Annotated in this window: 21 protein-coding genes; 12 read left to right on the top strand and 9 right to left on the bottom strand. The window is 72.9% G+C overall.

Features of this window, described 5'->3' with window-relative positions:
• Nucleotides 1–37: 37 nt before the first annotated feature.
• Together ACIPRD_RS09215 and ACIPRD_RS09210 are read left to right on the top strand one after the other, a co-directional pair.
• Nucleotides 38–1,171 (top strand): LysR family transcriptional regulator, encoded by a 1,134-nt coding sequence (locus tag ACIPRD_RS09215; protein ID WP_401561483.1) that lies wholly within the window; start codon nucleotides 38–40, stop codon nucleotides 1,169–1,171.
• Complete coding sequence (locus ACIPRD_RS09210) at nucleotides 1,168–2,103, top strand: serine hydrolase (RefSeq protein WP_401561481.1); 936 nt, start codon at nucleotides 1,168–1,170, stop codon at nucleotides 2,101–2,103. Before ACIPRD_RS09215 ends, ACIPRD_RS09210 begins: the two co-directional genes overlap by 4 nt.
• Nucleotides 2,104–2,115: 12 nt before the next feature.
• Here the strand turns inward: ACIPRD_RS09210 and ACIPRD_RS09205 are convergent, their stop codons facing one another.
• The 4 genes from ACIPRD_RS09205 to ACIPRD_RS09190 all read right to left on the bottom strand — a co-directional run bounded on the left by ACIPRD_RS09205 (nucleotide 2,116) and on the right by ACIPRD_RS09190 (nucleotide 6,488).
• Nucleotides 2,116–2,718, bottom strand: a complete 603-nt coding sequence (locus ACIPRD_RS09205; protein ID WP_356405047.1) for a hypothetical protein — start codon at nucleotides 2,716–2,718, stop codon at nucleotides 2,116–2,118.
• A 366-nt stretch (nucleotides 2,719–3,084) separates the two neighbouring features.
• Nucleotides 3,085–5,310 carry a catalase/peroxidase HPI gene (gene katG, locus ACIPRD_RS09200; RefSeq protein WP_356405045.1) on the bottom strand — a complete coding sequence of 742 codons (2,226 nt, stop codon included), beginning with the start codon at nucleotides 5,308–5,310 and terminating at the stop codon, nucleotides 3,085–3,087.
• Between the two features lie 33 nt (nucleotides 5,311–5,343).
• Nucleotides 5,344–5,781 (bottom strand): Fur family transcriptional regulator, encoded by a 438-nt coding sequence (locus tag ACIPRD_RS09195; RefSeq protein WP_356405043.1) that lies wholly within the window; start codon nucleotides 5,779–5,781, stop codon nucleotides 5,344–5,346.
• A gap of 245 nt (nucleotides 5,782–6,026) precedes the next feature.
• Complete coding sequence (locus tag ACIPRD_RS09190) at nucleotides 6,027–6,488, bottom strand: GNAT family N-acetyltransferase (protein WP_356405041.1); 462 nt, start codon at nucleotides 6,486–6,488, stop codon at nucleotides 6,027–6,029.
• Between the two features lie 261 nt (nucleotides 6,489–6,749).
• Between ACIPRD_RS09190 and ACIPRD_RS09185 the strand changes: the two genes are divergently transcribed.
• The 3 genes from ACIPRD_RS09185 (at nucleotide 6,750) to ACIPRD_RS09175 (ending at nucleotide 9,506) form a co-directional block, all read left to right on the top strand.
• On the top strand, nucleotides 6,750–7,910 hold the full coding sequence (locus tag ACIPRD_RS09185) for an acyltransferase family protein (protein ID WP_401561476.1): 1,161 nt from the start codon (nucleotides 6,750–6,752) through the stop codon (nucleotides 7,908–7,910).
• A gap of 239 nt (nucleotides 7,911–8,149) precedes the next feature.
• Nucleotides 8,150–8,650, top strand: coding sequence for a tetratricopeptide repeat protein (locus tag ACIPRD_RS09180; RefSeq protein ID WP_356405037.1), 501 nt, complete (start codon nucleotides 8,150–8,152; stop codon nucleotides 8,648–8,650).
• A gap of 124 nt (nucleotides 8,651–8,774) precedes the next feature.
• A complete protein-coding gene (locus ACIPRD_RS09175) occupies nucleotides 8,775–9,506 on the top strand; it encodes a class I SAM-dependent methyltransferase (protein ID WP_356405035.1) in 732 nt (243 codons plus the stop codon).
• 86 nt (nucleotides 9,507–9,592) lie between these two features.
• Here ACIPRD_RS09175 and ACIPRD_RS09170 read toward each other — a convergent pair whose 3' ends face one another.
• From ACIPRD_RS09170 to ACIPRD_RS09155, 4 genes are all read right to left on the bottom strand, one after another.
• Nucleotides 9,593–9,838 carry a chaplin gene (locus ACIPRD_RS09170; protein WP_401561472.1) on the bottom strand — a complete coding sequence of 82 codons (246 nt, stop codon included), beginning with the start codon at nucleotides 9,836–9,838 and terminating at the stop codon, nucleotides 9,593–9,595.
• 117 nt (nucleotides 9,839–9,955) lie between these two features.
• Complete coding sequence (locus ACIPRD_RS09165; protein ID WP_401561469.1) at nucleotides 9,956–10,768, bottom strand: inositol monophosphatase family protein; 813 nt, start codon at nucleotides 10,766–10,768, stop codon at nucleotides 9,956–9,958.
• Nucleotides 10,769–10,822: 54 nt separating this feature from the next.
• Entirely contained in the window at nucleotides 10,823–11,524 is a 702-nt protein-coding gene (locus tag ACIPRD_RS09160; RefSeq protein ID WP_401561467.1) for an SDR family oxidoreductase, read from the bottom strand.
• A 128-nt stretch (nucleotides 11,525–11,652) separates the two neighbouring features.
• Nucleotides 11,653–12,768, bottom strand: coding sequence for a GNAT family N-acetyltransferase (locus ACIPRD_RS09155; protein WP_401561466.1), 1,116 nt, complete (start codon nucleotides 12,766–12,768; stop codon nucleotides 11,653–11,655).
• A 429-nt stretch (nucleotides 12,769–13,197) separates the two neighbouring features.
• Between ACIPRD_RS09155 and ACIPRD_RS09150 the strand changes: the two genes are divergently transcribed.
• Both ACIPRD_RS09150 and ACIPRD_RS09145 read left to right on the top strand, forming a co-directional pair.
• A complete protein-coding gene (locus ACIPRD_RS09150) occupies nucleotides 13,198–14,412 on the top strand; it encodes a carbohydrate-binding protein (RefSeq protein WP_401561463.1) in 1,215 nt (404 codons plus the stop codon).
• 332 nt (nucleotides 14,413–14,744) lie between these two features.
• Nucleotides 14,745–15,326, top strand: coding sequence for a hypothetical protein (locus ACIPRD_RS09145; RefSeq protein WP_401561461.1), 582 nt, complete (start codon nucleotides 14,745–14,747; stop codon nucleotides 15,324–15,326).
• Nucleotides 15,327–15,418: 92 nt separating this feature from the next.
• On the opposite strand, the gene ACIPRD_RS09140 is transcribed toward ACIPRD_RS09145, so the two are convergent.
• Entirely contained in the window at nucleotides 15,419–18,793 is a 3,375-nt protein-coding gene (locus tag ACIPRD_RS09140) for a pyruvate carboxylase (protein ID WP_401561458.1), read from the bottom strand.
• Nucleotides 18,794–19,256: 463 nt separating this feature from the next.
• Here ACIPRD_RS09140 and ACIPRD_RS09135 point away from each other — a divergent pair, with 463 nt between their 5' ends.
• From ACIPRD_RS09135 to ACIPRD_RS09115, 5 genes are read left to right on the top strand one after another with little or no spacing between them, the layout of a single operon-like run.
• Entirely contained in the window at nucleotides 19,257–21,119 is a 1,863-nt protein-coding gene (locus ACIPRD_RS09135) for an ATP-binding protein (protein ID WP_401561455.1), read from the top strand.
• Nucleotides 21,116–21,523, top strand: a complete 408-nt coding sequence (locus ACIPRD_RS09130) for a roadblock/LC7 domain-containing protein (RefSeq protein ID WP_356405019.1) — start codon at nucleotides 21,116–21,118, stop codon at nucleotides 21,521–21,523. The genes ACIPRD_RS09135 and ACIPRD_RS09130 overlap by 4 nt, the downstream gene beginning before the upstream one ends.
• Entirely contained in the window at nucleotides 21,520–21,867 is a 348-nt protein-coding gene (locus tag ACIPRD_RS09125) for a DUF742 domain-containing protein (protein WP_356405017.1), read from the top strand. The genes ACIPRD_RS09130 and ACIPRD_RS09125 overlap by 4 nt, the downstream gene beginning before the upstream one ends.
• Nucleotides 21,848–22,474, top strand: a complete 627-nt coding sequence (locus tag ACIPRD_RS09120; protein ID WP_401561453.1) for a GTP-binding protein — start codon at nucleotides 21,848–21,850, stop codon at nucleotides 22,472–22,474. The genes ACIPRD_RS09125 and ACIPRD_RS09120 overlap by 20 nt, the downstream gene beginning before the upstream one ends.
• On the top strand, nucleotides 22,474–23,679 hold the full coding sequence (locus ACIPRD_RS09115; RefSeq protein ID WP_401561451.1) for a cytochrome P450: 1,206 nt from the start codon (nucleotides 22,474–22,476) through the stop codon (nucleotides 23,677–23,679). The genes ACIPRD_RS09120 and ACIPRD_RS09115 overlap by 1 nt, the downstream gene beginning before the upstream one ends.
• The last annotated feature ends 39 nt before the right edge of the window (nucleotides 23,680–23,718 follow it).

Below are 23,718 nucleotides of genomic sequence, written 5' to 3'. Positions count from 1 at the left end.
CTTCACTTGCTCCATAACTCATTGGTATGACTGCTGGATGGATCTCCTCGCGCATCTCGAGGCCTACGTCATGACCGTGGACGAGGCGAACTTCTCGCGCGCGGCCGACCGGATGGGCATCGCCCAGCCGTTGCTGAGCCGCCGGATCAAGACGCTGGAGGAGCGGTTCGGCGGCCTGCTGTTCGACCGTTCGCGACGCCAGGTCGCCACGACGGAACTCGGGCTGCTCCTGCTGCCGTACGCGCGGGACGTGTTGGACCGTGCCCAGCGGCTGGAACAGGCCGCGCGGTCGGCCCGGCGGGCGCGGGTACGGCTCGTGGGGGTGCCGGCGGACTGTGTGCCCGCGGCGCTGGCACGGGTGATCCGGGCCGGCGCCGAGCACGGGATCACCCTGACCGTGAGTGAACTTCCGCCGCACGAGCGGGACATGGGCCTCTCGGACGGTTCTCTCGCCTACGCCCTGCGGCGTCTGCCTCCCGAGGAGGCGGAGTTCCGGGTGCCGCTGGGCCTGGCGTCGGCGCCCTGGGGGGACGGGGATCCGGCACCGGGTGCGGCGGGGCGCTCCGGCCGGGGCCGCGCTCTGCACCTGGAGGACCTCCGGCCGCGGCGGGGCGGACCGCCGGACGCGCGGAGAGCGGGCGCTCCGCCGGTTCCGTTGCCGGTGCTGACCCTGGCGGAGGACGAGGTGCCGTACGCGCGGGACCGGCTGGCCCGCGCCCTGGCCCGGGCGGGCCTGCCGGAGGGACTGGCGCGCCCGGCCGGACCGGCCGCCGCCGCGCTCGCCGAGGTCCTGGCCGGGCGCGCGGCGCTGCTGTGCGCGGAGCCCTTCGCCCGGCAGCACGGAGCGCGCTGGGTCCGCCTCGCCGACCCGTCACTGCACCGCGGATACGCGGTCGGGGCCACCACACGCCCGAACGGTACGGCGGCGGTGCCCGGCTGGCTGGTGCCGTCCCTGGCCGCGGCGGCGGGCGCCCCGGGCGGCGCCGCCGGCGACCTGGCAGACCCGGCGGGCCCAGCAGACCTTGCGGAACCAGCAGACCTTGGGGGCCTTGCGGAACCAGCGGGCCTTGCGGACCCGGCAGACCCAGCAGACCCAGCAGACCCGGCGGTCCCGGCGGTCCCCGGGGGAAAACGCGAGAGTGCTGCGGCGCGACCGGCGGCACGCGGATGAGCGGGGAGGCGGACCGCCGGCCCGCGTACGTCGCCGGGGACGGCGCCCTGCACGACGTGGCCGGGACGATCGCGCGGGACTGGGCGGCGCTCGGTGTCCGGGGCTCCTTCCTGGCCCGGAACATCGACACGGGCGAGCAGCTCGGCTTCGACGCGGCGGAGCCGGTACCGCTGGCCTCCGTGGTCAAGGTGCCGCTCGCGCTCGTCGTGCTGGACCGGGTGGCCACCGGGGAACTCGACCCGGCCCGTCCGGTGACCGTCGACCCGGCCGCGAGCGGCGTCGGCCCCACCGGGCTCGCCGCGTTCCGGCACCCGGCCACGGTGGCGGTCGGCGACCTGCTGCTGCTCATGCTCTCGGTGAGCGACAACGCGGCCGCGGACGCGCTCCTCGGCCTGGTGCCGGCCGAGGACGTGGACGCGCGGCTGCGCGCCTGGGGCTGCGAGGGCATCCGGGTGCGGCACCGCATGGACCACATGTACGCGTGCGCCGCGGGCGCCGCCGGTGACGACTTCTCCCTCGCCCTGGAGCTGGCGGTCCGCGACGAACGGGCGGGACGGCACACGATCACGTCCCTCGACCCGGTCCACGCCAACGCGGGGACGGCGGCGGGCCTCGTGGCCCTGCTGGAGCGGGTGTGGCGGGACGACATCTCCGGACCGCGGGTCACCGCCGAGCTGCGGAGGCTGATGGGGCACCAGGTCTTCACCCACCGTCTGGCGGCCGAACTGCGCGCGGACAGCCTGCGGTTCAGCGGCAAGACGGGTTCGTTCCTGCATCTGCGGCACGAGATCGGTGTGGTCGAGGCCGACTCCGGGGACCGGATCGCCCTGGCCGCGCTGACCCGCGCGGACCGGCGGGCGGCCCAGGCACCGGACATCGACCTCGCGATCGGTGCCGCCGGCCGCCTGGCCTTCGAGGCGCTGCGCTCCTGAGGCCCAGGAGGGTCAGCCTCTGCCGCCGCTCAGGTTGCGCCACTCCGGGCCGACCTTCCGCCACTCGGCGTCCCACTCGGCCAGCCGCCGGCGGACCAGCGTGGTGCGCAGCACCCATCCCCCGGCCCAGACGGTCGCTCCGCCGAGCTGGGCGACGAGGGTGCCGGTCAGCACGGTCTGGAGCATCGCCTCGCCCGCGGAGTCGGGCGCGTGCACGGTACGGCCGCTGCCGTCCGTCCAGACGGTGACGGGGCTGCCCGCGGGGGCGCCGGCGAGGACCTTGGCCCGGTCCGTGCGCACGGTGCCGTCCGGGGAGGTCCAGCGCACGGTGGCCCAGACCCGGCCGTCGTCGTAGCCGCTGCCCGGGGGCGGGGTCCTCGGCGCGGCGTCGGCGAGGACGGCGGACACGGCGTGCACGTGGGCCCGGCGGGCGGCGAGCCCGGATTCCACGGCGTGCGCGGCGGCCCAGCCCGCGGCGACGCCTCCCAGCACGGCGAGGATCCAGGCGGTGAGCACGACCCAGGCCTCGACGATGTCGCTGTGCCGCCGCAGCGGGTTGCGCCGCCAGCGCCACAGCCGTACCGGGGTGACCGTCGTCGGAGGTGTCCGATGCATCGGCCGCCGCCTCCTCTCGCCCGCCTGGGGCGGCACGCCGTGACGTGCTGCCCCGCTCGGCATCCGGAAGGAAGAACCGGACGGGGATCCGGAAGGTCCGGGTCGGATCCCGGTGACCTGGCGGACCGGCGGCCCACGCACAGCCCCCGCGGCGGCGCCCGGCACGGCCCGCGCGTGGTGCGCCACGGGCGTCGGGCGCCGTCGGGGCGGGTGCGCGGACCCGGCCCGCGGGCGTCACCCCACCATCGTGCACCCCGGTCCGCGCGGGCGCAGATCCGGCCGGCCGGCGGGCGGCGGCAAAGGGCGGCGGACGGCGTCCGGCCCGGACCCTCGCGGGGCCCGGGCCGGACGTTCGGCGGGATCCGCTCAGGCGAGGTCGAACCGGCCGAGGTTCATGACCTTGTCCCACGCGGCGACGAAGTCGTGCACGAACTTCTCCTTCGCGTCGTCGCTGCCGTAGAACTCCGCTACGGCACGCAGCTCGGCGTTCGCGCCGAAGACGAGGTCGGCACGGGTGGCGGTCCACTTGACCGCGCCGTCGGCACCGTCGCGGGCCTCGAACGTGCCCTGCTCCCCGGCGACGCTCTGCCACTCCGTGTCCAGGTCCAGCAGGTTGACGAAGAAGTCGTTCGTCAGCCTGCCGGGCGTCTCGGTGAGGACGCCGAGCGGGGACTGGTCGTAGTTCGCGCCGAGGACACGCAGACCGCCGAGGAGGACGGTCGTCTCGGGGGCGCTCAGGGTGAGCAGGTTCGCACGGTCGACCAGCAGGTACTCGGCGCGGGCCGGGTTGCCCTTGCCGAGGTAGTTGCGGAAGCCGTCCGCGACGGGCTCCAGGGCGTCGAAGGACTCGATGTCGGTCTCCGCCTGGCTCGCGTCGACGCGGCCCGGGGTGAATGGCACCTCGACCGGGAACCCGGCGTCCTTGGCGGCCTTCTCCACGGCGGCGGCGCCACCGAGGACCACGAGGTCGGCCAGAGAGACCTTGCGGGCGCCGGAGGAGGCGTTGAACTCCTGCTGGATGCCCTCGAGGGTGCGCAGCACCAGCGCGAGCTGGTCGGGGTCGTTGACCTCCCAGTTGCGCTGGGGCTCCAGGCGGATGCGGCCGCCGTTGGAGCCGCCGCGCTTGTCGCTGCCGCGGTAGGTGGACGCGGACGCCCAGGCGGTGCTGATCAGCTGCGGCACGGTCAGGCCCGAGTCCAGGACCTTGGCCTTGAGGTTCCCGGCGTCGGTGGCGTCGATCAGCTCGTGGTCGCGCTCCGGCAGCGGGTCCTGCCACAGCAGGGTCTCCGCCGGCACCTCGGGGCCGAGGAGCAGCGACTTCGGGCCCATGTCGCGGTGGGTCAGCTTGTACCAGGCGCGGGCGAAGGCGTCCGCGAACTCCTCGGGGTTCTCGTGGAAGCGGCGCGCGATCGGCTCGTAGATCGGGTCGAAGCGCAGCGAGAGGTCCGTCGTGAGCATGGACGGCGCGATCCGTCCGTCGCCGAAGGCGGCGGGTACCGTGCCCGCGCCGGCGCCGTCCTTCGGCGTCCACTGCTTGGCTCCGGCGGGGCTCTCGGTGAGCTCCCAGTCGTAGCCGAAGAGGTTGTCGAAGAAGCCGTTGCCCCACTCGATCGGGGTGTTGTTCCAGGTGACCTCCAGTCCGGAGGTGATGGCGTCGGGGCCCTTGCCGGTGCCGAAGGAGTTCTTCCAGCCGAGGCCCTGCTGCTCCATCGGCGAGTCCATCGGGTCGGGACCGACGTCCTCGGCCGGGCCGGCGCCGTGGGTCTTGCCGAAGGTGTGGCCGCCGGCGATGAGGGCGACGGTCTCCTCGTCGTTCATCGCCATCCGGCGGAACGTCTCGCGGATGTCGCGGGCGGCGGCGATCGGGTCCGGATTGCCGTTGGGGCCTTCGGGGTTGACGTAGATCAGGCCCATCTGGACGGCGGCCAGCGGCTCCTCGAGCTCACGGTCGCCGGAGTAGCGCTCGTCGGCGAGCCACGTGGTCTCGGGACCCCAGTAGACGTCGGCGTCGGGCTCCCACGCGTCGACGCGGCCGCCGCCGAAGCCGAAGGTCTTGAAGCCCATCGTCTCCAGGGCCACGTTGCCCGTGAGGATGATGAGGTCGGCCCAGGAAAGGTTCTTGCCGTACTTCTTCTTCACCGGCCACAGCAGCCGGCGCGCCTTGTCCAGGTTGGCGTTGTCCGGCCAGCTGTTCAGAGGGGCGAAACGCTGCTGGCCGGTACCGCCGCCACCGCGTCCGTCCCGGATCCGGTAGGTGCCGGCGCTGTGCCACGCCATGCGGATCATGAACGGGCCGTAGTGCCCGAAGTCGGCGGGCCACCAGTCCTTGGAGGTCGTGAGCACCTCCGCGATGTCCCGCTTGACCGCCGGCAGGTCGAGACTCAGGAAGGCTTCGGCGTAGTCGAAGTCCGCGCCGAGCGGGTTGGCCACGGGCTGGTCCTTGGCGAGGACCTTCAGATTGAGCTGCTCGGGCCACCAGTGGTCATTGCCGCCGGCGAGGGTGGGGTGCAGGGTGCTCCCATGTGCGACGGGGCAGCCTCCCGCGCCCTCGTTCTTTCCTTCAGCAATGACCGGGTCGGTGTTGTCAGTCATGGCAATCCTTCCGAAGCGAACGGAAATGTGTGCTCAGGAACTGCGGCCGGTGGAACAGTCGGGGCAGGTGCCCCAGTAGACGACCTCGGCCTCGTCGATCGAGAAACCGCGGTCGTCGGACGCCGTCAGGCAGGGTGCGCGGCCGACCGCGCAGTCGACGTCGGCGACGACGCCGCACGACCGGCAGACGGCGTGGTGGTGGTTGTCGCCGACGCGTCCCTCGAACCGGGCGGGACTCCCCGCCGGCTCGATCCGGCGTATCAGACCCGCAGCGGAGAGCGCGTGCAGGGCTTCGTAGACAGCTTGCAGGGAAATATGGCCCACGCGGTCGCGGACGCCGGAGGCGATCGCCTCGACCCCGAGGTGATCACCGTCCCGGACGGTCTCCAGCATCGCGACGCGGGCCGCCGTCACACGCAGACCGGCACCGCGCAACTCCTCGGCGGTGGTCGGGGGCGGGGATGACGTCATAGGCCGAACCTACCCCCGTAAACACGAATGATTCAAGAAAACGAACCAGGTGGTTCTGTGTTCGTCCCGTGACCTGCCGTCCCGGTCCGTGCCCGTCTGCGCGCGTCTGCGTTTGCTTGTGCACGCATCATCGAGCGGCACGGTCCTCCCGGCCGCGTGCCGGGCCGGGAAGTCCACCGAACGGGTGGGCGCCGGCCGTCGGGAGGGACCCGGTCACCGGGTGGGCGCCGGTCGGTGGGCGCCGGTCACCGGGTCGGCAGCCGGCGCTGGAAGACGGTCCGTTCGACGCCCGGCCCGTCGTAGTCCGGGACGGGTCCGGTGACCGTGAACCCCATCGCCGTGTGGAAGGCGATGGAGCGCCGGTTCTGCGGCGAGGTGACGGCCGCGACCCGGGCGCGGCCCTCGGCCGCGGCCAGGTCGAAGAACCGGTGGTAGAGGCGGCGCCCCAGCCCTGCGCCCCGGCGCGACGGCGACACACCGGCGAAGTGGATGTAGGCGGCGTCGGGCGCGGAGGGGGAGAGCAGCCCGACGAGGAATCCCGCCAGGCCGTCCTCGTCCTCGGCGATCAGACTCGTGCGGTGGAAGTGGTCCAGGTACAGCCGGGGCAGCACCGAGCTGATCGGCCGCTCCCACCACTCGTCCGCGACGGCGATGATGCGGTCGTAGTCCCCGGGGACGGCGGGCCTCACCCGCGGGCTCTGGCTCATGATCGGGCATGCTCTCAGCACCTGAGGGCCGTGTCCATGATGCGAGGCGGGGCGGACGCGGCGCGTCGGGCCGCCGCCCGCACCGGGACCCGGGGCAGGCCCTCACTCGTAAGGGTGCACAAGGGCGGGCCATCCGTGGCATGGGAGGGGTTGCGTCGTTCGGCAGCAGTGTGACGTTTCCCGCGCGACGTGAATGAGAGGGGGCGAACGGGCAACGTTCCCCTTCATGCCCCACGCCAACCTCCTGCGGCAGGTGATTCGATGACCACGGCGACGACCCGGACCACCCGGACGCCGCCCTCGCGGACCGACGCGGCCTCCTCCTCGTCCTCTCCGCCCTCCCCGATGCCGTCCCTGCCGTCCCTGACGGGCCTGCGCTGGATGGCGGCGCTCCTGGTCTTCGGACTCCACGTCCACAACTTCGGCTACTTCGGCGGCGGCGCCGGCCGCATCGTGACCTGGGGATTCGGAGCCGGTGCCACCGGTGTCTCGTTCTTCTTCGTGCTCTCCGGATTCGTGCTGACCTGGTCCGCACGGCCGCGCGACCGCGCGTTCGCGTTCTGGCGGCGGCGCATCGCCCGGGTCTATCCGGTGCACCTGGCGACCCTCGTCGTGGCGCTCGTCATGGCGTACGTCCTCAGCCGCCAGGCGAAGCCGCCGACGCCCAAGCAGGCGCTGGCCAACATCGCGCTGGTGCACTCCTGGTGGCATCCCTGGTGGCAGACCCTGAACCCGGTGAGCTGGTCCCTGGCCTGCGAGGCGTTCTTCTACGCGGCGTTCCCCGCGCTGATCCTGCTGCTGCGCAGGCTCGGCGCGCGGGGCGCGGCGGCGCTGGGGGCCCTGTCGGTGGCGGCGGTCCTCGTCCTGGCCTGGGCGGACGCCCATCACTGGGTGGGCCAGTCGCTGTACTCCCTGCCGGCGGCGCGCCTGCCCGAGTTCGTCCTCGGCGCGGTCACGGCCCGGCTGGTGCTGCTCGACCGGTGGCGCGGGCCGGGGCTGGAGGCCGCGCTGGCCCTGGCCGTCCTCGGCTACTTCTTCGTCCCGCAGGTGACGCCCGGATACCCGGCGACCGTCTGCACGCTCGCGGGGTTCACCGCCCTCATCCCGGCGGCGGCCCTCGCCGACCTGAACGGTCTGCCGTCGATGTGGCGGCACCGGCGGCTGGTACGGCTGGGCGAGCTGTCGTTCGCCTTCTACATGATCCACCTGCTGGTCCTGCGCGCGGGCACGAGTCTGCTCGGCACCAAGCCGCACTTCGGGCTGCTCGCGGGGCTCGCGGTCACCGCGACCGCCTTCGCGCTCTCCCTCGCGCTGTCGTGGGTGCTGTACGAGGCGGTGGAGAGCCCCGCCAGGCGCCTGATCCTGCGCCGCCGTCGTCGTACGACCGCCCCCGAGGCGGAACCGGCGCCGACGGGACGCTAGCGCACGCCGCGGGTCCGGCCGGGGCGGCTTCGCGGCGCTCCGGCCCGGACCGGACGGATTCCCGGAGGCCGGACCGGACGGACGCCCGGACGCCGGACCGGACGGACGCCGGACCGGACGGGGCGCGGACGCCGGACCGGTCGGACGCCTGGACTAGACGGGTTCCGACCGGACCCGGTCCGCGCCGGGCAGAACCGGAGGCCGGGGTCGGGTGCGGTGTGTCCTGCGACCATGTGCGCATGAGTGAACAGAGCAGAGACGAACTCCTGGCCGCGGCTGTTCGGCTCCGCCAGGACGGGCACCCTGAGCGTGCCCGTCAACACCTGCTGGAACTGGCCGCGGAGCACCCCGAAGACGCCGAAGTGGCCTACCAGACCGCCTGGGCCCATGACGTGCTGGGCCTGGAGGCCGAAGCCGTCCCCTTCTACGAGCGCGGCCTCGGCCGGACCGGGCTGTCGGAGGAGGACCGCCGTGGAGCCCTCCTGGGCCTGGGCAGCACCTACCGGGTCCTCGGCCGGTACACCGAGGCGGTGGGCACGCTCCGCCAGGCCGTGGCGGAGTTTCCCGACGACGGCGCCCTGCGGAGCTTCCTCGCCATGGCCCTGTTCAACACCGGCGATCACCACGAAGCCATGCGGATCCTTCTCACCCTGCTCGCCACCACCAGTGAGGACCGCGACGTCCGCCGGTACCGGCGAGCCATCGAGCACTACGCCCAGGACCTCGACGCCACCCTCTGAGACCCGTGTTCCCGGCTCCCGGCGACAGCTGTTCCGGCCTGTCCCGGACCGCCGAGGACGAAGAAACTCTAGGGTTCGGGCGGGAGATTCCCGTGCCGTAGATCGGCTCAGCGCTGGAGGTCAGGTGGAGCGGAACATACGCACCGTGGAGGACGTACTCCGGCTTCTCGACGGGCTGTTCGCGCCGGAACAGGACCGGTGGACCGGTGACGCGGCCGCCTGGTGGGACCGCTTCTACGACGACCGGTCCAGGCCGGTGCCGTTCTTCGCGGCGAAGCCGGACGAGAACCTGGCCTCCTGCCTGGAGCGGGGGCTGATCGCCCCCGGCCGGGCACTCGACCTGGGCTGCGGTCCGGGCCGCAACGCGCTGCACCTGGCGTCGCGGGGCTTCGAGGTGGACGCGGTCGACCTGTCCCCGGCGGCGATCTCCTGGGGCGAGGAACGGGCCCGGGACGCGGGGGCCGGCGTGCGCTTCCACCGCGGTGACGCGTTCGCCCTGACCACCGACACGCTCCGCGGTCCCTACGATCTGGTCTACGACTCGGGCTGCTTCCACCATCTGCCGCCGCACCGGCGCGTCAGCTATCTGGCTCTGCTGGAGCGGGTGCTGGCCCCGGGCGGTCACTTCGCGCTGACCTGCTTCGCGGCGGGGCGGATGGGTTCCGACGCCCCGGACGCGGACCTCTACGGCGGCTCCGGGCTCCAGGGCGGTCTCGCCTACTCCGCCGAGTCGCTGCGCTGGATCTTCTCCGACCTGACGGAGGTGGAGATGCGGCCGATGCGGGAGGAGCCCGAGGACTCGGAGCTGTTCGGGCGCCCGTTCCTGTGGACGGCCCTGTTCCGGCGCCCGGTGTAGCCCCCAGGACCGGCGGCCTTCGGGAACGTCGCCCGGACAGCCGTGTGCCGGCCCCCCGCGAGAGGGGCCGGCACACAGAGGTGACGTCAGCCGCTGTTGACGCAGGCGTTTCCGGCCGCCGGGTTCAGCAGGGCGATGATGTCGACGGTGTTGCCGCACAGGTTGACCGGGATGTGGATCGGAACCTGGATGACATCGCCCGAGAGGATGCCCGGGCTGCCCGTGGCGACACCGGTCACCGGGTCGGGGTCGACCGCGTGGGCCGCCGTGGTACCCGTCAGGGCAAGGGCACCGGCGAGAACGGCCGTAGTAGCAAAGCTGCGCATACGCATGGGTTGCCTCACTGGTTGACGATGGAACTCTTCCATCACACGGGCAACGGCCGTGCGGCGCCTGCGCTGGTACGCCGTTCGGGAAGCCCGCCGCGACGGCGCCCGACGGACGCGGGCTCATCCCGCCCCGCTCTGGCTCCTCACCATGGCGACGAGTGCCGCGTGGGTCTCCTGGTCGGCCGCCGCGATCAGCCCGCCGGCACCGCTGTGCGGGGGCCGGCCATGGAGGTCGGTCACCACGCATCCCGCGGCGCGGCACAGGGCGATCCCGGCGGCGAAGTGCACGCTGTCCCGCAGATCGCCGTCGGTGACGTAGGCGGCCCTGCGGCCGGCGGCCACCCAGGCGACGGCGAGGGTCGTGGACACCACCCGCGGCCGGAAACGCCGGACGAACTCCGGGTCGGCGAGCAGCGTCACGGCCCGGAAGCCCGGCGCGTTGGGGAACGGCGGATCGAGGTTGACGTCGACCAGCGCGGAGCCCGGCGAGGGGGTGAGTTCTCGGTCCAGGTCGCCGTCGCGGACACGGGCCCGCTCCCCGTCGGTCCAGAAGACCTCGCCGCTGAACGGGTCCGCGGTGGCCGCGGCCGTGACCGAACCCCGCACGCTCAGGGCCACGTTGACTCCGACGAGCATGGTGCGCGCGTCGTAGTTGAGCGTTCCGCACAGCGGGTCGACCAGCCACCGGCGGTGTGCGGCGGCCGCGCCGGTGTGCCCGCTCTCCTCGCCCGTCACGGCGTCGCCGGGCCGGGCCGCGCGCAGGACCCCGAGGACGGCCTCCTCCGCGGCGAGGTCGGCCTCCGTCGCGAAGTCGCCGGCCTGCTTCTCGAAACGCGCGAGCGGCCCGCCGTACAGAGCGCGGACCACCTCCGCGCCCGACCGTGCGGCCCTCAGGGCCAGTTGGGCGTCCGACTCCCCCGTGATGATCGCCATGCGCGCAGGATAGCGGCGGCATCCGGCGGCCCTGGGCGTCAGGCGGCCCGGGCGTCAGGCGGCCGCCTGCTCGTACATCGCGGCCACGTCGCGCGAGAGGGCCGACTTCACCCGGCGGGTCATGTCGTCGCCCAGCACCTCGTCCGCTCCGGCCTCGATCCCGTCGAGGGCGGCCACGGCGATGTCGTGGGCGTCGGCCTTCGGCGCGTCGACGGTGGCGGTCATGTCGGTGTCGACGTATCCCATGTGCAGGCCGGTGACGTGGATGCCCCGGGGCCGCAGCTCCAGCCGGAGGCTGTTGGTCTGCGACCACATGGCGGCCTTGCTGGAGCTGTAGCCGCTGCCGTTGGCGAGCCAGGACAGGACGGAGTGGACGTTGAGGATGTGGCCGCCGCCGTTGGCCTCGATGACCGGGGCGAAGGCGCGGGTCATCAGCAGCGGGCCGTAGTAGTTGATCTCGAACTCGCGGCGGACGTCGTCCAGCGGCGAGGTGAGCAGGCGGGAGCCGGTCGCGACGCCGGCGTTGTTGATCAGAACGGTCACGTCCGGTGCCTGCGCGGCCACGGCGGCCACCGAGTCCGGGTCGGTGACCTCCAGGGCCAGCGGCACGACGTCCGGGTGGGTGATCGTCCGGGGGTCGCGCGCGGTGGCGTAGACCTTGCCGGCGCCCCGGGCGAAGAGCTCCTCCACCAGCGCCTTTCCGAGGCCCCGGCTGCCACCGGTGACGAGTACGACGGCGTTCTTCAGTGTGGTCACGGCAGATCTCCAGACAGGTGAAACCGATCGGTTTCCCTCCAGCGTAAACCGATCGGTTTCCAGTCTCAAGGTGAGCCGTGTCGCACGCCTCCGGCCCCGCTCACCCGACACCGCTCACCCCGTCTCGCTCACTCCTCCCGCCGGCCCTCCCGGGAGGCCGCACCCGCGCCCTGGGTACGGATCCGGCCCATCGTCCTGAGCAGCCGGTCGGCGGGCTCGCGCAGCTCGGGGTGGGCGAGGACCGTGTTGCGCAGACCGCGGACGGGGCGGCGCCAGAGCCGCTGGGCGAGGGCCACAGGGTGGGTGCGGGCGGCGAAGCCCTCTCCGACCCGCAGCTCCCGGGTCTTGAGCCAGTCCTTGTACTCCTTGTCGCCGCGGCCGAGGTCGACCAGGGTCACACCGTGCCGGGCGGCCGCCTCCGCGGTGCGCAGGTGCATCATCAACCCCGGTGAGTAGTAGTGCAGTTCGGGGTCGTACGCGGTGAACCAGGCGGCCAGGACCGTACTGGAGCGGGGTCCGAAGTGGGCGGCGACAGGACGGTCCCCGGCGTAGAGCACGGACAGGACGCCGGTGAAGTGCTCCTCGCGGACATGGAAGAGGTGGTCCACGAGATCGACGATCCAGGGCCGCGAGAAGCGGTCCATGCGGCCCGTGCGGCGGTACTGGGCGGACTTCCACCGCATGAGGGTGTGCAGCACGCGCGGATCGCGCTCGTCGAACACGAAGCGCACCTCGCCGATGTCCCGGCCGAGCCGGCGCTCCTTCTTCAGCGTCGTCTTGGCGAGCCCGGGGTAGGTGCCGCGCAGCCACTCGGCGTACGTTCCGTCGCCGGGCTTGACGTCGATCACCGGCGAGGCGAAGGTGCCGGTGACGAACGGGGCGAACGGCCGCTGCTCCTGGACGAGATGGTCGAACTCGAAGATGCTCAGCCCGCAGGACCGCAGCAGTTGCTGCGTGTCCCAGGTGACTCCGGGGCGGTGCACCAGGGCCTGGCAGTCGGACAGTCCGAGTCCGACCGCCCTGCCGATGCCGAACGGGCTGCGCTCGTACGGCAGGAAGCCGACCGGTTCGCCGCCCTCCCGCAGGATCGCGATGCGCGTCCCGCCGCGGTACCTGCCGACCCCCATGGTGAACTCCGGCGCGAGGAACGGATTGGCGTACTCGGGCGACTCGTCCATCGCCCGGTGCCAGGCTCCGCGCAGCGCCGAGGTGAGGTCCCCGGGTCTGTGGATGGTTATCTCCACCTCAGTTCGACCGCCCTTCCGCGGACTTCGCTCGTGGTGTGCCGGACGCGGCACGCGTTGGTGAGGTGGATGCTTCATGGCTCATGGATCGCATGGGCGACCGCTCCCCCCATGACGCGCCGGGCGCGTCCTGCCGTTCGATGTCTGCGGATCCCCGCCGTGCCCCACTGCTCAAACGTCGCGAAACAGTACGCACACTGTCAAGGGTGCCGCAGACCGGGGGCGGCCCGCCACGGGTCCGTGGACATCGGCACTTCGCGGAGCCCAGAGGGTGTCCACGGCCCGCGACCGACCGCCCCGCGGGCCGGGTAAAGAGACGTTATGGTCCAGGCCAACGGAATCCTTTGGACTAGACCAAGTCATTGACGTGACTGCGACAACTCCCGGACGCTGGGCCGACTCCCCACCCCCACACCCCTGGAGAACGCAGTGAGACGTCTTCGCGCATGCCTGGGAGCGGCCGTGGCCGTCGGGCTGGCCGCGGCCGCTACGACCGCGTTCGTCGCCGGCAACGCCTCGGGCGCCGCCGGCGCGCTGAGCAACCGCTGGTACGCGGCGGCCCCTTACCTGATGCCGCTGGACAACGACCCGCCGGACGCCGGCGCCATCATGGACGCCACCGGCCTCAAGGCCTTCCAGCTGGCCTTCGTCCTCGCCCCCAACGGAGGTGGCTGCTCGCCGACTTGGGGAGGAACGGCCCCCGTCTCCTCCGACACCGCCGTACAGTCGGTCATCAGCGCGATCCGCGCCAAGGGCGGTGACGTCTCCGTCTCCATCGGCGGTTACGGCGGCACCAAGCTCGGCCAGGCCTGCTCCGACCCGGCCGCCACGGCGGCGGCGTACCAGCAGGTCGTCACCAAGTACGGCCTGCACGCCATCGACTTCGACCTGGAGGAGCCGGAGTACGAGAACACCGCGGCCGTCCACAACGAGATCGGCGCCGCGAAGATCCTGCAGCAGAACAACCCGGGCCTGTACGTCTCGGTGACCACGGCCGGCACCGCGGACGGCACGGGCTGGTTCGGCAAGCAGATGCTGCTGGAGGCCAAGTCGCAGGGCTTCACGCCGAACAACTTCTCCATCATGCCCTTCGACGGCGGCTTCAGCGGGGCGGCGAGCCAGACGAGCGCGCTGACCGCCTTCAACGCGATCCTCCAATCCACCTTCGGCTGGGACCAGGCCACCGCGTACGCCCACGAGGGCTTCTCGGGCATGAACGGCCGCAGCGACAGCGGCGAGTACTTCTCCCAGGCCGACTTCCAGACCGTGCTGGACTACGCGACCAGCCACAGCATGGACAGGTTCACGTTCTGGGCGTTGAACCGTGACCGCCAGTGCTCACCGGCCGACAACGGCGGGCGCACCTCCGGCACCTGCTCCAGCGTGGCCCAGAACGCGTGGGACTTCGCCAAGTACTCGGTGAAGTTCGCCGGCGCCACCCCGCCCACCTCCACCCCCACGCCGACTCCGACCCCGACCCCGCCGGGCACCGGCTGCAAGGCGGCCTGGAGCTCGACGGCGGTGTACACGAGCGGGGACGAGGCGTCGTACAACCACCACAACTGGAAGGCCAAGTGGTGGACCCAGAACGAGGTGCCCACCGGCACGGACTGGGGCCCGTGGCAGGACGAGGGCGCCTGCTGAGCGGCACCGGCACGAACCGGCACCGGCGGGACCGGGACCGGCAGTGAGTCGAGCATGTGTTCGGCACGTGGTGTGCCGAACACATGCTCGCCCAGCGCCTCCGGGCGGCCCGCTCCGGGTCCGGCCGGGCCGCCCGGCGGCCCGTGGGCTGCCGGACGGCCCCCCGGAAGCCCTCGCCCTCCAGATCCCGTCCCGGAGCCCCGCAGGGCCTCCCGGAGCCTCCTCGGAGCCCCTGACACGCGGCGCGACCTGCGCGACTGGTGTATCCGGGCCGGCGGTCGTAGCGTCGGGGGAACGCGGTCGGAGACACAGCACGACGGGTGGGAGCGGCCATGCGCGCACCAGTGACGGCAACAGCGGTGACCCTGGCGGCGGGGGCCCTGCTCACAGCGGCGATGACCACGGCCTCGGCCAGCCCGCCATCGCCCTCCCCCGCTCCCGCCCCCTCCCGCACGTCCACCACGGGATCCACGGCCACCACGGGGTCCACGGCGACCACGGGGTCCGCGGCAGCGGGCGGTGGCACGGCGTCCGGTGCGGCTGCCACAGGCTCCGCTGCCGATCGTCTCCACGGCCCGCACACCGTGCTGGTCGACTGCTTCTGGCAGCGCGACATCGAGCCGTCCGACTTCATCCTGGCCTGCGGTGACGGAAACAGCCGGCTCACCGGACTGCGCTGGACGCAGTGGGGCCGGCACACGGCGGTCGCCGAGGGCGTCAACGTGGTCAACGACTGCGACCCGTACTGCGCGGCAGGCACCTTCCACGGATACCGGGTGACCGTGCGGCTGGACCGTCCGGAGCCGTGGAAGAAGGACCCCGCCGTCAAGCACTTCACCCGGATGAGCCTGACCTACACCGATGCCTGGCCGGAGGGCTTCCGGCAGGTCATGACCTTCCCGCTCTGGGACTGACCGTCTCTGGGACCGACCGTCCCGGCGGGGCCGGGACCGGGGCGGTCCCCCGGTCCCGGTCCCGGCCCCGCCCCGCGGCACCGGTCGTGCGCTCAGCGGATCTCGACGATCAGGTCGCCGCCCTCCACCTGCTGGATGCGGTTGATGGCCGGACGGACCACCCGGCCCGCCTTCGGGGCGGTGATCGCCGCCTCCATCTTCATCGCCTCGATGGTGGCCACGGTGGCGCCCGCCTCGACCTCGTCGCCCTCGGCGACCGCGAGCGTCACCACGCCGGCGAAGGGCGCCGCGACATGGCCCGGGTCGGTCCGGTCGGCCTTCTCGGTCACCGGCACGTCGGTGGCGGCGGCGCGGTCGCGGACCTGGATGGGGCGCAGCTGGCCGTTGAGCGAGGACATCACGGTGCGCATGCCGCGCTCGTCGGCCTCGCCGACCGCCTGGAGCTCGATCAGCAGGCGCACGCCCGGGTCGAGGTCCACGGCGTACTCCTTGGCGGGGCGCAGTCCGTAGAAGAAGGACTTGCTGTCCAGGACGCTCGTGTCGCCGTACGACTGCCGCTGTGTGTCGAACTCCCTCGTGGGGCCCGGGAACAGCAGCCGGTTGAGGGTGGCTCGGCGGTCCTTGGCGAGGCCTTCGCGGTCCTCGGCGGACAGCTCGGGGACCGGCTTCGGCTCGCCCCGGCCCCGCAGGGCCTTGGTGCGGAACGGCTCCGGCCAGCCGCCGGGCGGGGTGCCCAGTTCGCCGCGCAGGAAGCTGATCACCGAGTCGGGGATGTCGAAGCGGTCGGGGCTCTGCTCGAAGTCCGCCGGGGAGACTCCGGCGCCGACCAGATGCAGGGCGAGATCGCCGACCACCTTGGAGGACGGGGTGACCTTGACCAGGCGGCCGAGGATGCGGTCGGCGGCGGCGTACATCGCCTCGATCTCCTCGAAGCGGTCGCCGAGGCCGAGCGCGACGGCCTGGGTGCGCAGGTTGGACAGCTGGCCGCCGGGGATCTCGTGGTGGTAGACGCGGCCGGTCGGGGAGGCGAGACCCGCCTCGAAGGGGGCGTAGATCCTGCGCACGCTCTCCCAGTACGGCTCCAGGTCGCCGACCGCCTGGAGGTCGAGTCCGGTGGTGCGCCCGGAGTGGTCGGTGGCGGCGACGAGCGCCGTCAGCGACGGCTGCGAGGTCGTCCCCGCCATGGACGCCACCGCGCCGTCGACGGCGTCCACACCGGCCTGGATCGCGGCCAGGTAGGTGGCGAGCTGGCCGCCCGCGGTGTCGTGGGTGTGCAGGTGCACGGGCAGACCGAACTCGCGGCGCAGGGCGGTGACGAGCTTGGTCGCGGCCGGGGCGCGGAGCAGGCCCGCCATGTCCTTGACGGCGAGGACGTGGGCACCGGCGTCGACGATCTGCTCGGCGAGCCGCAGGTAGTAGTCCAGGGTGTACAGCCGCTCGGCGGGGTCGCTGAGGTCGGCGGTGTAGCAGAGGGCGACCTCGGCGACCGCGGTGCCGGTCTCGCGTACGGCCTCGATGGCGGGCCGCATCTGGCCGACGTCGTTGAGGGCGTCGAAGATGCGGAAGATGTCGATACCGGTGGCGGCGGCCTCCTGTACGAAGGCGTCGGTGACCTCGGTCGGGTACGGGGTGTAGCCGACGGTGTTGCGGCCGCGCAGCAGCATCTGGAGGCAGATGTTGGGCACCGCCTCGCGCAGGGCGGCCAGCCGTTCCCAGGGGTCCTCGGCGAGGAAGCGGAGCGCCACGTCGTACGTCGCGCCGCCCCAGCACTCCAGCGAGAGCAGCTCGGGCAGGGTGCGGGCGACGACGGGGGCGACGGCGAGGAGGTCCTTGGTGCGCACCCGGGTGGCGAGCAGCGACTGGTGGGCGTCACGGAACGTGGTGTCGGTGACGCCGAGCGCCGGGGACTCGCGCAGATGGCGGGCGAAGCCCTCGGGGCCGAGTTCGACGAGCCGCCGGCGGGAGCCGGCCGGGGGCTCGCCGGCCGGTACCGGGGGGAGCTTGGTCGTGGGGTCGGGCAGTTCCGGCCGCTCGCCGTGCGGCTTGTTCACGGTGACGTCGGCGAGGTAGGTGAGCAGCTTGGTGCCGCGGTCGGCGGAGTGGCGGGAGGTCAGCAGGTGCGGGCGCTGCTCGATGAACGAGGTGGTGACGCGTCCGGCCCGGAAGTCGGGGTCGTCCAGGACCGCCTGGAGGAACGGGATGTTGGTGGCCACACCGCGGATGCGGAACTCGGCGACCGCACGCCGGGCCCGGCCGATGGCGGCGGTGAAGTCCCGTCCCCGGCAGGTCAGTTTGACCAGCATCGAGTCGAAGTGGGCGCTGATCTCCGTGCCCGCGTGGGTGGTTCCGCCGTCGAGCCGGATGCCGGAGCCGCCCGGTGAGCGGTAGGCGCTGATCCTTCCGGTGTCGGGGCGGAAGCCGTTGGCGGGGTCCTCGGTGGTGATGCGGCACTGGAGGGCGGCGCCGCGCAGGGTGATCCGGTCCTGGGCGAGTCCGAGGTCGGCGAGGGTCTCCCCGGCGGCGATGCGCATCTGGGACTGGACGAGGTCGACGTCGGTGACCTCCTCGGTGACCGTGTGCTCGACCTGGATGCGAGGGTTCATCTCGATGAAGACGTGGTTGCCGTCGCGGTCGAGGAGGAACTCCACGGTGCCCGCGTTGCGGTAGCCGATCTCGCGGGCGAAGCGCACGGCGTCGGCGCAGATCCGGTCCCGCAGTTCCGGGTCGAGGTTCGGCGCGGGCGCGATCTCGACGACTTTCTGGTGGCGGCGCTGGAGGGAGCAGTCGCGCTCGTAGAGGTGGATGACGCCGCCCTCGCCGTCGGCGAGGATCTGCACCTCGATGTGGCGGGGGTCCACGACGGCCTTCTCCAGGAAGACGGTCGGGTCGCCGAACGCGGACGCGGCCTCGCGGGAGGCGGCCTCGATGGACTCGCGCAGCTGGGCGGGGTCCTCGACCCGGCGCATGCCGCGGCCGCCGCCGCCCGCGACCGCCTTGACGAAGACGGGGAAGCCGACCTCCTCGGCGGCGCGGACCAGTTCGTCCACGTCGGTGGAGGGCGCGGAGGAGCCGAGGACGGGGACACCCGCCGCCCGGGCCGCGGCGACCGCGCGGGCCTTGTTGCCGGTCAGCTCCAGGGTGTCGGCGCTCGGTCCGACGAAGGTGATGCCGGCCTCTTCGCAGGCGCGGGCCAGTTCGGGGTTCTCCGAGAGGAACCCGTAGCCCGGATAGACGGCGTCGGCGCCGGCCCGGCGGGCGGCGCGCACGATCTCCTCGACGGAGAGATAGGCCCGCACGGGGTGGCCCGGTTCCCCGATCTCGTACGCCTCGTCGGCCTTGAGCCGGTGGAGCGAGTTGCGGTCCTCGTGCGGGAACACGGCGACGGTGCGCGCCCCGAGTTCGTAACCCGCCCGGAACGCGCGGATCGCGATCTCTCCACGGTTGGCGACCAGTACCTTACGGAACATCCTGGATCCCCTTCAGCCTGCCGGCGGCGGACACCACGATGGCCGCCACACCCTGCCGTACCTCGCCGAAACACTAGGGGGTGCCGACGCCCGTCGAAGTGCGAAAACCGTCACATTGACGTGTGTCCCCGCGAGGCATCCGGGTGATCCCGCAGGAGAGGGCGGGTTCCGTCGCGGTTCGTCCCCGGAGGCCGGCCGTCCGGATCACTCGGGGCCGGGTCCGCGGCATCTGGCGGAGCGTCAGCGGCAGGGGCGGTATGCGGGCTCGGGTCACCGATGTCCCGTTCACATGTAACGTACACATTTAGGCGTCCACGTAATGGACGATGTCCGAGGTCTTTCTTATTTGATCAACAACTCTCGTATAGTGACCGCCGGTTCACTATGGAGAGTCACCGGCTCTCCTCCGCACCCTCACCACGCCCCACCCCGCCCCATCTGCCGCGAGGACCAGACCGGACCGATGACCGCGCCCACGTATACCGGCGACCGACCGTCACGTCGCACGCTCGCCGCCGCTCTCGCCGTGACCACCGCCCTGTCGGCACTCACGCTGACCGCGGTCGTGGCGTACGCCCCGGACTCCGTACGTACCCCGCTGCTCTGGGGCGGCGGCCTCGCGGCGGCCGCGTTCTGCGCCGCGGTGGCCACGGCCACGCAGGCCGTGCAGACCGCGCGGCGCGCCCGGCGTCAGCTCGAAGGTGTGAACGCCAGCGTGGGACGGCTCCTGCTGGAGCAGACCCGGGCGGCGGAGGAGGCGCGCCGGGAGCAGCAGCGGCTCATCGACGAACTCGGTGCGCAGCGAGCCGAGTTCACCACGGAGCAGGAGTACACCGAGGAGACGGGTGCCCGGGAGCTGAGCAGACTCCGGGCCGAGATCGGGCAGTTGACGCAGGAGCTGGACCGCGCCCGGCGCGAGCGCGCGGCGGCCGTGTCCGCCACCTCCAACGCGGCCGGCCGGATGCAGGCCCTGGCGACGGCGACCCTCGCCGACCTCCGCGCGATGGAGGAGCGCCACACCGACGAGGACGTGCTCACCGACCTGCTCCAGCTCGACCACCGCACCGCCCAGGCCGGCCGGCTCGCGGACTCCATCGCCGTGCTGACCGGGGCCCGTTCGGGACGGCGCTGGGCACGGCCCATCTCGATGGAGTCCATCCTGCGCGGCGCGATGGGCCGGATCAGCGGCTACCAGCGGGTGCGGGTGCACTCCGCCAGCTCGGTCGCGGTCGCCGGGCACGCCGCCGAGGGCGTGATGCACGCACTGGCCGAACTCCTCGACAACGCCGCGAACTTCTCCCCGCCGACCGCCGAGGTCCATGTGTACGTGGAGGAGGTGCCGGCCGGTGTCATCGTCTCCGTGGAGGACAGCGGCCTGGTGATGGGAGACGTGCAGCTGCGCCGGGCCGAGCGCGCGGTCGCGGGCGACACCTCCGAACTGGGCGGTCTGACCGGCACGCGGCTGGGACTGACCGTGGTGGGCCGGCTGGCCGGCAAGTACGGGCTGAAGGTGTCCTTCCGTCCGTCGGCGCGCGGCGGCACGGGCGTGCTGATGCTGGTGCCGCAGGAACTGCTCACCGACTCCTCCGCACCCGCCTCGGTGCCCGCCACCGCGTTCCCCGGCACCTCCGGGGCCACGCGCCGGAACACCGGGCGCCCCGCCGGTCCCCCCACGGCCCGCGCCGGCGCGGCCGAGGACCCGGCCCCGGCGGAACCGGCCTCCGACGCTCCGGCGGGCCTGCCCAAGCGGCGCAAGGGCCGTACCCTCGCCGAGGCCGAGCGGTCGCGCTCCGCGCCCCGCAACGATCCCCCGCCGGCCGCCGCGGACGCCAAGGCGCGCGCCGCCCGGTTCAACAGCTTCCGGCAGGCCGTACGCGCCGCCGCACCGGACGCCTCGACGCCGCAGGTACCGGCCGACGAGGCGCCCGACGACGCCGTCACCGACTCCGGTGCGGCGGACACGGCGGATGCGATCGACGCGGCCGGCACCGCCGGACCGGCCGCCCGGCCGGCAGGGTCCGCCCAGGCCGCCGTGACCACCGACTCCGCCGTGACCACCGTGGCCGCCGAGGCAGCCGAGGACGACGAGGCCGCGGGGACCGGGCACACGCGGGGCGGCTCCCCCGCGGCCGGGCCCGGCGACCCCGCCCGTCCCGGCGACCCCGCAGACGCGGTGCGCGACGCAGACGCGGTGCGCGATGCCCCGGACCACGGCCCCGGCACCCGCCCGGCACCCGACTCGGCGTCCACCGCGGCCGCACGCGTCTCCCCCGCTTCCTCTCCCACTCACACGCACACGCTCCCGGAAGGCGACACCACTTCATGACCGGCCCGACCACCGCCGACGAGAAGCTCACCTGGCTCCTGGAGGGCCTGCTGGAGAGGACCCCGGGCGCACGGCACGCACTCGTCCTGTCCCGGGACGGGCTGAAGCTCTGCCGCTCCCCCGAGCTGACGGTCGACCAGGCCGACCAGCTCGCCGCGATCGCCGCGGGCATCCAGTCGCTGTCGCACGGCGCGTCCGTCGAGTTCGGCGACGGCAACGCCGGGGTCCGCTCGGCGATGACCGAGTTCTACGGCGGCGTGCTGTTCATCGTGGAGGCGGGCGCGGGCGCGCACCTGGCCCTGATCACCACCGAGGACGCCGACCCGGGTGTCGTGGGCCACCACATGAGCGAGCTGGTGGAACAGCTCGGCGAGCACCTGACCGCGCCGCCGCGTTCGTCATGAGCCGTCCCGGCAGGGACGACGCTCCCGACCGTCTGTACACCATCACCCAGGGACGCACCGGAACCGGCCCCGACAGCCCCTTCGACCTGGTCACCCTGGTCGTCGCCGAGTCGGAGCCGGCGCCCGGCATGCAGTCGGAGCACGTGGCGATCCTGCGGCTGGCCGAGTTCCCGACCTCGGTGGTCGAGATCGCCGCCGAGCTGCGCCTGCCCGTGAGCATCACCAAGGTGCTGCTCGGCGACCTGCTGGCGGCGGGCCGCGTCAGCGCACGGCATCCGCGCCGGCCCGCCATCACCGACCCCGACATCCTGGAGCAGGTGCTCGTTGGACTCCGAAATCTCTGACGCGCGCACCCCTTTGGGTGCCTCCGCCGACAACGGTCTGAAGATCGTCGTCGTGGGCGGCTTCGGCGTCGGCAAGACCACCCTGGTCCGCTCCGTCAGCGAGATCCGTCCCCTCAACACCGAGGAGACGATGACCCAGGCCGGCGAGTCGGTGGACGACATCGACCAGGTGCGCGACAAGACCGCCACGACGGTCGCCTTCGACTTCGGCCGGATCACGCTCGACGCGCACAACGTGCTGTACCTGTTCGGCGCGCCCGGCCAGGAGCGGTTCTGGTTCCTGTGGGACCGGCTGTTCTCGGGCACGCTCGGCGCGGTGGTGCTGGTCGACACCCGCCGGATCGACGACTCCTGGTACGCGATCGACCGGCTCGAACGCCATGGCACGCCGTTCGTCGTGGCCTGCAACGACTTCGGCGGTCCGGTGCGCGCGAGCGCCGACGTCCGCGCGGCCCTGGACCTGGATCCGCACGTGCCGCTCATCGACTGCGACGCCCGCTCCCGGGAGTCCGCCAAGCAGGTCCTGATCGCGCTCGTGCAGCACGTGAAGCAACGGTACGCCGACCCGTCCGCGGCAGCGGGCCAGGTCCGACAGGAGTTGGTGTGATGTCCGACGCCGTCCCGCTCGGCGGGCCCCGGTTCCAGGGCGAACCGGCCTGCCTGTACCGGGAGATGCGGCGCGACCACGGCTCGGTGGTCCCGGTGCTGCTCGACGGTGATCTGCCCGCGTGGCTGGTGCTCGGCTACCGCGAACTGCACCAGGTGACCGGCGATCCGGTGCTGTTCAGCCGGGACTCGGAGCTGTGGAACCAGTGGGCGAACGTCCCGGACGACTGGCCGCTGCTGCCGATGATCGGCCACCGGCAGCCGTCGATCCTCTACACGGTGGGGGAACGGCACCGGCAGCGCGCGGCGATGATCAGCAACGCGCTGGAGGCGGTGGACCCCTTCGAACTGCGGCACCACGCCGAGCGGTTCGCGGACGAGCTGATCGACGCGGTCTGCGCCTCGGGCGAGACCGACCTCGTGGCGCACTACGCGATGCTGCTGCCGGTGCGCGTCCTGGCCCGGCTGTACGGCTTCCCGGACGAGGACGGACCGGGACTGGTCACCGCCCTCAACGACATGATCGACGGCCGGGAGCGCGCGCTCGCGGGCCAGGCTCATCTCGCGGGCTCCATGGGGCAGTTGATCGCGGACCGCAAGAAGGTGCCCGCGGACGACGTGGTCTCCCGGATGCTCGCGGACGAGGGCGGTTTCACCGACGAGGAGATCGTCCAGGACCTGATGGTGATGCTGGCGGCCGGCCACCAGCCGACCGCCGACTGGATCGGCAACTCGATCCGGCTGATGCTCACCGACGAGCGGTTCGCCGCCTCCCTGTTCGGCGGCCGCAACAGCGTGGCCGAGGCGATGAACGAGGTGCTGTGGGAGGACACTCCCACCCAGAACGTGGCCGGACGCTGGGCGTCCCGTGACACCCATCTGGGCGGCCGCCGCATCCGGGCCGGCGACCTGCTGCTGCTCGGCCTGCAGGGTGCCAACTCCGACCCTCAGGTGCGCACCGACGCCTCCACGCTGACCGGCGGCAACAACGCGCACTTCTCCTTCGGGCACGGCGAACACCGCTGCCCGTTCCCCGCGCAGGAGGTCGCCGAGGTGATCGCGCGCACCGGCATCGAGGTCGTGCTCGACCGGCTGCCGGACATCGACCTGGCGGTACCCGCCGAGTCCCTCACCCGCCGGCCCTCGCCCTGGCTGCGCGGGCTGACCGAGCTGCCCGTGCGTTTCACGCCCGTACCAGCCCTCTGATCCCGCGTCGCCCCGGCCGCTGCGTTCCTCCGGCCGGGG

The organism is Streptomyces sp. NPDC090108, from assembly GCF_044747185.1.
Taxonomy (GTDB): Bacteria; Actinomycetota; Actinomycetes; order Streptomycetales; family Streptomycetaceae; genus Streptomyces.
Note: the sequence above shows the minus strand (reverse complement) of the source record. Positions and strands in the feature narration are given on the sequence as shown.

Coding starts and splice junctions, on each gene's coding strand:
- ACIPRD_RS09215 (WP_401561483.1), top strand. CDS start 38: ATGGATCTCCTCGCGCATCTCGAGGCCTACGTCATGACCGTGGACGAG.
- ACIPRD_RS09205 (WP_356405047.1), bottom strand. CDS start 2,718: ATGCATCGGACACCTCCGACGACGGTCACCCCGGTACGGCTGTGGCGC.
- ACIPRD_RS09180 (WP_356405037.1), top strand. CDS start 8,150: ATGAGTGAACAGAGCAGAGACGAACTCCTGGCCGCGGCTGTTCGGCTC.
- ACIPRD_RS09125 (WP_356405017.1), top strand. CDS start 21,520: ATGAGCCGTCCCGGCAGGGACGACGCTCCCGACCGTCTGTACACCATC.
- katG (WP_356405045.1), bottom strand. CDS start 5,310: ATGACTGACAACACCGACCCGGTCATTGCTGAAGGAAAGAACGAGGGC.
- ACIPRD_RS09130 (WP_356405019.1), top strand. CDS start 21,116: ATGACCGGCCCGACCACCGCCGACGAGAAGCTCACCTGGCTCCTGGAG.
- ACIPRD_RS09190 (WP_356405041.1), bottom strand. CDS start 6,488: ATGAGCCAGAGCCCGCGGGTGAGGCCCGCCGTCCCCGGGGACTACGAC.
- ACIPRD_RS09115 (WP_401561451.1), top strand. CDS start 22,474: ATGTCCGACGCCGTCCCGCTCGGCGGGCCCCGGTTCCAGGGCGAACCG.
- ACIPRD_RS09185 (WP_401561476.1), top strand. CDS start 6,750: ATGACCACGGCGACGACCCGGACCACCCGGACGCCGCCCTCGCGGACC.
- ACIPRD_RS09210 (WP_401561481.1), top strand. CDS start 1,168: ATGAGCGGGGAGGCGGACCGCCGGCCCGCGTACGTCGCCGGGGACGGC.
- ACIPRD_RS09165 (WP_401561469.1), bottom strand. CDS start 10,768: ATGGCGATCATCACGGGGGAGTCGGACGCCCAACTGGCCCTGAGGGCC.
- ACIPRD_RS09195 (WP_356405043.1), bottom strand. CDS start 5,781: ATGACGTCATCCCCGCCCCCGACCACCGCCGAGGAGTTGCGCGGTGCC.
- ACIPRD_RS09145 (WP_401561461.1), top strand. CDS start 14,745: ATGCGCGCACCAGTGACGGCAACAGCGGTGACCCTGGCGGCGGGGGCC.
- ACIPRD_RS09140 (WP_401561458.1), bottom strand. CDS start 18,793: ATGTTCCGTAAGGTACTGGTCGCCAACCGTGGAGAGATCGCGATCCGC.
- ACIPRD_RS09135 (WP_401561455.1), top strand. CDS start 19,257: ATGACCGCGCCCACGTATACCGGCGACCGACCGTCACGTCGCACGCTC.
- ACIPRD_RS09170 (WP_401561472.1), bottom strand. CDS start 9,838: ATGCGTATGCGCAGCTTTGCTACTACGGCCGTTCTCGCCGGTGCCCTT.